Annotated in this window: 9 protein-coding genes and 1 pseudogene; 9 read left to right on the top strand and 1 reads right to left on the bottom strand. The window is 70.8% G+C overall.

Features of this window, described 5'->3' with window-relative positions; translation table 11 throughout:
- The 9 genes from ADY01_RS30920 to ADY01_RS30880 all read left to right on the top strand — a co-directional run.
- The coding region (locus tag ADY01_RS30920) for a type II secretion system F family protein (protein WP_049580025.1) at positions 1-820 on the top strand (820 nt) is incomplete at its 5' end.
- A gap of 25 nt (positions 821-845) precedes the next feature.
- Entirely contained in the window at positions 846-1736 is an 891-nt protein-coding gene (locus tag ADY01_RS30915) for a DUF5936 domain-containing protein (protein WP_267888493.1), read from the top strand.
- Positions 1737-1837: 101 nt separating this feature from the next.
- Positions 1838-2143 carry a WXG100 family type VII secretion target gene (locus ADY01_RS30910; protein ID WP_049580024.1) on the top strand — a complete coding sequence of 102 codons (306 nt, stop codon included), beginning with the start codon at positions 1838-1840 and terminating at the stop codon, positions 2141-2143.
- A gap of 47 nt (positions 2144-2190) precedes the next feature.
- A complete protein-coding gene (locus tag ADY01_RS30905) occupies positions 2191-2829 on the top strand; it encodes a hypothetical protein (RefSeq protein ID WP_049580027.1) in 639 nt (212 codons plus the stop codon).
- 21 nt (positions 2830-2850) lie between these two features.
- Positions 2851-3162 (top strand): hypothetical protein, encoded by a 312-nt coding sequence (locus ADY01_RS30900; RefSeq protein ID WP_049580023.1) that lies wholly within the window; start codon positions 2851-2853, stop codon positions 3160-3162.
- A 296-nt stretch (positions 3163-3458) separates the two neighbouring features.
- Entirely contained in the window at positions 3459-3665 is a 207-nt protein-coding gene (locus ADY01_RS30895; protein WP_053171389.1) for a hypothetical protein, read from the top strand.
- Between the two features lie 41 nt (positions 3666-3706).
- Positions 3707-4258, top strand: coding sequence for a hypothetical protein (locus ADY01_RS30890; RefSeq protein ID WP_049580022.1), 552 nt, complete (start codon positions 3707-3709; stop codon positions 4256-4258).
- 38 nt (positions 4259-4296) lie between these two features.
- Positions 4297-4899: a hypothetical protein gene (locus ADY01_RS30885; RefSeq protein ID WP_049580021.1), complete on the top strand. Its 603-nt coding sequence runs from the start codon at positions 4297-4299 to the stop codon at positions 4897-4899.
- A gap of 10 nt (positions 4900-4909) precedes the next feature.
- A complete protein-coding gene (locus ADY01_RS30880; protein ID WP_049580020.1) occupies positions 4910-5665 on the top strand; it encodes an OmpA family protein in 756 nt (251 codons plus the stop codon).
- Positions 5666-5669: 4 nt separating this feature from the next.
- Here the strand turns inward: ADY01_RS30880 and ADY01_RS30875 are convergent.
- Positions 5670-6518, bottom strand: a pseudogene (locus tag ADY01_RS30875) (hypothetical protein); the annotation flags it as partial.

The raw sequence follows: 6518 nt of genomic DNA, 5'->3' as shown, positions 1-6518 counted from the left end.
GGGCGCCGCGCCGGGCGGCGCCCCGCCGGGCCGCCGGCGCCGCTTCGACGCCCTCGACCGGCGGCTGCGCGCCACCGAGGCGGGCCGCAGGCTGCGCCTGAAGCTCCAGGCCACGGGCCTGGACCTCTCCGTCGGCGAGTACGCGGCGTACGTGCTCGGCACCGTCGCCGCGCTCTGGCTGATCGCCTCCGCCGTGCTCGCGCCGTTCTTCGGCCCGGTCTTCGCGCTCGCCGCGCTCTGGGGCGGCAACGTCTTCCTCGGCTGGCAGCGCGCCCGCCGCACCGAGCGTTTCATCGGCCAACTGCCGGAGCTGGCCCGCCTCATCGCCAACGGCACCGCCGCCGGGCTCGCCATGCGGACCGCGCTGTCCATGGCCGCCGAGGAGATGGACGAACCGGCCGGGGCCGAACTGGCCACCGTCGCCAACCAGCTGGCCCTGGGCCGCTCCCTGGAGGAGGCGCTGCACGAGCTCGGCGAGCGCCTGCCGTCCCGCGAGCTCAACGTCCTGGTCACCACGCTCATCCTCGCCAACCGGGCCGGCGGCACCATCGTCGCCTCCCTGCGGAACCTCACCAGCACCCTGGAGGAGCGCAAGGAGACCCGCCGCGAGGTGCGGACCATGCTCGCCGAGATCAACGCGACCGCCGTCACCGTGCCGCTGCTCGGCCTGGGCGCGCTGCTGATGATCAACGCCATGCAGCCGGGCGCGCTCGGCCGGGTCACCGGCTCCGCCGGCGGGCAGATCGCCATGCTGGTGGCGCTCGGGCTGTATGTGGTCGGATTCGTGGTCGTGCGCCGCTTCGGCCGGATCGACGTCTAGCGAACTGGGTAGGAGACTTCGCGTCGTGGGACTGCTTCTGGGACTCGCCATGGGCGTGGCCGTCTTCGGCATCATCAGCGCCGTGCGCATGCTGCGCTCCGGCACGCCGCTCCCCGCCGACCTGGCGCTGGCCCTGGAGGTCGGCTCCACCCGGGTGTCGGCCAGCGGCTCGGCGGTCGACCGGCTCGGCATGCGGTTCGCGCCGCTGGTGCTGCGCCTGATGGGGCGCAAGGCGGCGGACCGCAAGCGGGTGCGGATCGACCAGGCCGGCCACCCCGACGGCCTCACCCTCGACCGTTACGCCGCGCGCCGCGCCGTCTACGGCGCCTTCGGGGCGGTGACCGCGGTGGTCTTCGCCACGGCCGGGTGGCCGATCTTCTCGCTGTTCGCCCTGGCCTTCGGCGCGTTCGCCGCCGACGCGGCCATCTGGCAGGGCATCAGGAAGCGGCGCGACGTCATCGACCGCACCCTGCCCGACTTCCTCGACGTGCTCGCCGTCGTGGTCTCCGCCGGACTCGGCTTCCGCCAGGCCCTGGACCGGGTCTCGGCCCGTTACGCCGGGCCCTGGGCCGACGAGATCCGCATCACGCTGCGCCAGATGGACATGGGCGTCTCGCGCCGCCAGGCGTTCGACGAGCTGCGCCGGCGCAACGACTCGGAGCCGGTCAACCAGTTCGTCGCCGCGCTCCAGCAGGGCGAGGAACTCGGCGCCCCGATCGCGGACACCCTCATCCAGATCGCCCGCGACATGCGCCGCACCGACGCGCAGAACGCCCGGCGCCGCGCCGCGCGGGCCATTCCGATGGCGACGATGGCGACGCTGGTGTTCATGGTGCCGGCCACGATGATCATCATCGTGACCGGCATGATCCTGGGCTCCGGAACGGACTTCACGGGCATACTCGACAGCGACTGAACGGGCGGCGCCGTTGCCGCGCTGTCGATCCGCTGTTACGAACTCGTCGGTTCCGGGCATCACGTCCGCGCGTAGGCTGGGTGTGCGGAGGGGGTGTCGCCATGGCCGGCGAAGGCAATATCGATGTCACGTATGACGACATGCACGAGGCGGGCGACTATCTGATCGCGGCCAAGGACGAGCTGACGACCAAGCTCGATCAGCTGAAGACGTATGTCGGCGACCTGGTCCGCGGCGGCTATGTCACCTCGCGGTCCTCGGTGGCGTTCGAGCAGTCGTACCAGGAGTTCACGGACGGCGGGAAGCAGGCGGTGGAGTCCCTTCAGGGGCTCGGCGACTTCCTGCACGGCGCGGCCGACGGATTCGCCGACCTGGACAGGCAGCTGGAGGAGGGCCTGCGCGAGTAGGCCCGCCCGGGAGAGCAGGATCAGACGGCAAGGGAGGGATGACGGCCATGGCCGACAAGTGGGCCGACGCGGTCACCGTCGAACGGCGCGAGTTCCGGATATCGGTCCCCGACTCCTGGTGGGAGTTCGACCTGCGCCCGGAGACCCGGGAGAACAGCATCCGGCGCATGATCGACGAACGGGTGCGGGGACAGCCGGAGATGGCCGAGCACCGGGAGGTCATCGAGTCCTTCCTGCGGCGCCAGGCGCGCCAGGCGTGGGACCAGGGGGCGGTCTACTGCGGCTGCATGGCCCAGAGCTTCGGCGGCAGCCCGCCGATCACCGCGTCGATGACCGTCTCGATCATCGGGGCGCGCACGGCGTCGGGCGAGATCCTGCCGACCGATCCGGCCCAGATCGTGGGCCAGTTGGGCACCATGGCGCGCCGCGGTCCCGGGGACCCGTGGCGCGAGGTCTCCACCGTGGAGATCAGGGACGTCGGTCCGGCCGCCCGGACGCGCGGCATCGAGGACATCCCGGTGCCGGGCGACACGCGCCATGTGCGGGCGGTGCTGATGCAGACCTTCATCCCGGTCCCCGGCCAGCAGTCGGTCGCGCTGGTCTCCGGCAGCAGCCAGGTCCTCGACCTGACCGACTCGTTCTTCGACGTCTTCGACGCGATCACCTCGACCTTCCGTTTCGCCTGACCCATCCGAGGGGAGGCCGACATGGCCGGCAGTGAAGAACGGCTCGCGATTCCGCTTGCCGAACTCTCCGAGTTCGCCCCGCAGTTGCGGAGCGTTCAGGAGTACATGAACCGCACGGGGAACACGTTCGACCAGTACACCGACGCGCTGGGGGACAACCGGGTGGTCGACGCGCTGGACAGCTTCGTCGACGGCTGGAAGGACGGCCGCGAGGACATCTCCCAACAGCTCACCGGCCTCGCCGAGATGGCGGACACGGTGATCACCACGGTGAACGACTTCGAGGTCGAACTCACCCGCTCCCTCACCGAGGGCGGCGGCGAGGGCGGCTGACGCCTCCACCCCGGGGGGTTTCGGGACCCCCCGGGATGGGCACGGTGCCTCTTGCGCGGAGCGGAGGGTCGCGCTCAGCTATCGATGGCAACGGAATGCCAACGGTTCGGCGAGGTCTCTCTGCACAAGCCGCGCCCGGTGTGGCACAGTCAGTGCCGATAGCTGTACGCGTTGGCCCGCGGGGAGGGGATCGGGCATGGTGCATCCCACCTTCGAACGGGTCCTCCCGTCTGCCTCGCAGTACCGTAGCCAGGAGAGGCCGGCTGACCCGACGTCAGCCAAGGGAGAGGGACGCCATGAGCAGGCTGCTGTCGACGTGGAGACGACGCATCAAAGGCCGCCTACACGGCCCCTACTCCGACCGCGGCGCGGGCTTCGTGGAGTACGCGGGCCTGCTGTTGCTGATCGCGGCGGTGGTGGTGGCCGTGCTGGCGCTTCCGCTGGAGACCACCATCGCCAACGCCATCCGGGACGCGGTCGGCCAAGTCGTGGGCGCCGAGTAGGACATGCCGATCGTGGGGCGGTCTTCCCGCTCTACATCTGGATGGTCAGCGCTCTCCTCGGCGTCGCCCTGATGCTGTTCGTCTTCGCCCAGGCGGCGGTGACCCGTAGTTCGGGCCAGTCGGCGGCCGACGCGGCGGCCCTGGCCGCGGCCCAGGAGGCCAGGGATCAGCTCTTCGACGACTTCTTCGACGCCATCGGCGAGGACGGTGACGACGACCCTGGCGACATCCTCGACGGAGACGGGTTCGAGAACGGCTCCGCCTGCGACGCCGCCGCCCGGCTGGCCGACCGCAACAACGCCGATATCGCCGCCTGCGGGCGGGCGACCGACGGCGTCGGCTTCACGGTGGCCGTCGAAACACGCGACACCGTGGGCGAGTCGCTCATCCCCGGCACGGAGAGCCAGACGGCGAGGGCCGAGGCCACGGCCGTGATCGCGGGAGCCTGCGCACTCCGCACCAACGAAGAGGACCGCGTCGAGCTGGAGTGTGAGGATGCTCCCGACTGGGACTTCGACCCCGGCGACCAGAACCCGGACGAGGGCGAACGGCCGGAGCCCCGGGACCTGTTCGACGTTCACCTTGAAGACTGACCACCACCGACGCATCGAAGACAAAGGAATGGCGCCCGATGGACCTCCGTGACAGCAAGTCGCGCCTTATCTTGATCGTCGTCGCCCTGGGCGCCGCACTGGTGATCGCCGTCGCCAGTTGCAGCGGAGGCGGCGACGACGACGGTGGGGCCGAGGACTCCTCGGGACAGGAGTCGGGGGCCAACGGCGAGAACGAAGAGCCCGCCGAGGACCCCACGGAGGATGCCGAGGGCGAGGAGCCCTCGGGCCGGCCGCTGGCCGAGGTGACGGGCGAGCAGGAGATCACCGTGACGATCACCGACGCCCGCCGTGAGGCCGGAGGCTTCCTGACCGTCGAGGGCACGCTGTACAACGGCGGCGGCGAGCCCTGGGGGGACTCGGCGTGGGCAGGGCCGGAGAGCGAGCTCGCCGGGAACGACTTCTCCATGGCGGGTGCCACTCTCGTCGCCCAGGAGGAGAGGCGGCGGTATTTGATCCTCCGCGACACCGAAGGCCGGTGCCTCTGCACCAACTTCGGCCTGCTCGTGAACTCGGGGGACACCATCAACTGGTTCGCCCAGTTCCCGGAGCCCGCGCCCGAGACGGCGCAGGTCGACTTCCACATCGGCCAGATGCCCCCCGCCACCATCGAGATCCGCTGAGAGGGCTGACATGAGGCACGTGCTGCACCACCCCGGCCGGTCCGCGCTGTTCGTGATGACGGGGACGGCCCTCGTGGTCCTCGGCTCCCCCGTGGTCGCCTCCGCCGACGAGGATCCGCCGGCCCAGCAGCCGCCCGACTACGTGGCCCCGGAGCCTCCCGAGATCGACCCCGACGCGGCGGGGCTGATGCTCGGCGACGGCGCCACCCTGGCCGAGCCCCGCGTGGTCGAGGTCTCCCTCGTCTGGGAGGACCTGGGCACGGGGGAGACGGGAGACGGGAGTCCGCCCCCCGAGGAGCCCGCCACCGAGGGAGCCACGGGCGGCGAGACCGAGGACCCGGGCGGCCAGGAGCCCAACGGCGGCGGTGGCGGCGGCGAGCAGCGCGAGGAAGTCACCGGCAACACGCACAAGTTCACCCTCCAGACCGACGTCATCTTCGGCGAGGGCAGCGACGAGATCACCGACGAGTCGCGCGAGGCCTTGATGGACGTGGCCACCGCCATCGACGAGCACCAGCCCACCCAGGTCAACATCTTCGGCTTCACCGACGACCAGGGCAGCTACGAGAGCGGCGAGGAGCTCTCCGACAACCGCGCCAGGAACACGCACCAGGTGCTCCTCGACCTCATCGAGGACCCGGTCGGCATCCAGTTCAACGTGCGCGGCTACAGCGAGGACTACCCGCTCTACGACAACGAGACCGAGGACGGCCGGGAGGGGAACCGGCGGGTCGAGATCTCCTGGCCCACCAACGAGGAGCGATGAGCCGTCAGGTGTTCGGCTTCCACTGGGTCGCCGTGGTGAGGTAGGTGCGCAGATCCCGGTTGTTGGGATTGGTCTCGATGCTGTCGATCCACAACAGCACCACCGTGCCCTCGGGGGTCTCCATGCAGATGCCCGTTCCCTCCCGAAGGGTGTTGTCCCTCAGGATGTCGTCCGGGGGAATCGGGTTCGGCAGCGGGGCGCTGTGCGCGGCCTCGGAGCACTGCTCGGCCGTGAGGTCCTGGCGGTCGATGGAGCCGGCGAAGAGTTCCGGGGTGAACGAGATGCCGTCCTCGATCACCCTCTCCTCGTCGCAGAACATGTACTCGATGTCGGGGTCGGCGCCACGATGGTCGAAGCTCCCATTGGCCACACCCGTCTGAGCTGTGAGCTCCTCCAGGTCGACCAGCGTCATATTGGCCCCGAGGCAGTCACCGCCGCTGGTCACATCGTGCTCCTCATGGAAGAGCGGGGCTCGGATGTCGAGCCGCACGTCTTCCTGGGCTACGTAGTACGGAGCGTCGGGGTCCGTGTCCGGCGGAGCGCCTTCCTCCTCGGCCTCTCCTCCCGACGTCCCCTCACCAGGTGAATCCGACGGCGAGCGCTCGTCGTCCTGGTCCGTCGACGGCGTGGCGTTCGAGCCGTCGTTCTCCCCTCCACCGTCACCCCCCGCGAGCTGCACCGCCAGGGCCCCGCCGGCGATGGCCGCGACCAGCGCCGTCGCGATCAGCGGGATCGCCATGCGGCGGCGGGGCCGTTCGTCCGGCCCGGTCGGGGTCGCGGTCGGGGCCCCCGTCGCGTCCGGTGCCAGGGGCTGGTGCGAGGTCGGGGGCCCCGACCGCGACCCCGACCGGGC

The organism is Streptomyces sp. SBT349, assembly GCF_001083795.1.
Taxonomy (GTDB): domain Bacteria; phylum Actinomycetota; class Actinomycetes; order Streptomycetales; family Streptomycetaceae; genus Streptomyces.
The sequence above is the reverse complement of the archived record's forward strand: the minus strand, read 5'-3'. Positions and strand labels throughout refer to the sequence as shown.

Excerpts from the sequence above, each read along its gene's own strand:
- ADY01_RS30880 (WP_049580020.1), top strand. The coding sequence starts at position 4,910 with ATGAGGCACGTGCTGCACCACCCCGGCCGGTCCGCGCTGTTCGTGATG.
- ADY01_RS30890 (WP_049580022.1), top strand. The coding sequence starts at position 3,707 with ATGGTCAGCGCTCTCCTCGGCGTCGCCCTGATGCTGTTCGTCTTCGCC.
- ADY01_RS30910 (WP_049580024.1), top strand. The coding sequence starts at position 1,838 with ATGGCCGGCGAAGGCAATATCGATGTCACGTATGACGACATGCACGAG.
- ADY01_RS30900 (WP_049580023.1), top strand. The coding sequence starts at position 2,851 with ATGGCCGGCAGTGAAGAACGGCTCGCGATTCCGCTTGCCGAACTCTCC.
- ADY01_RS30905 (WP_049580027.1), top strand. The coding sequence starts at position 2,191 with ATGGCCGACAAGTGGGCCGACGCGGTCACCGTCGAACGGCGCGAGTTC.
- ADY01_RS30885 (WP_049580021.1), top strand. The coding sequence starts at position 4,297 with ATGGACCTCCGTGACAGCAAGTCGCGCCTTATCTTGATCGTCGTCGCC.
- ADY01_RS30895 (WP_053171389.1), top strand. The coding sequence starts at position 3,459 with ATGAGCAGGCTGCTGTCGACGTGGAGACGACGCATCAAAGGCCGCCTA.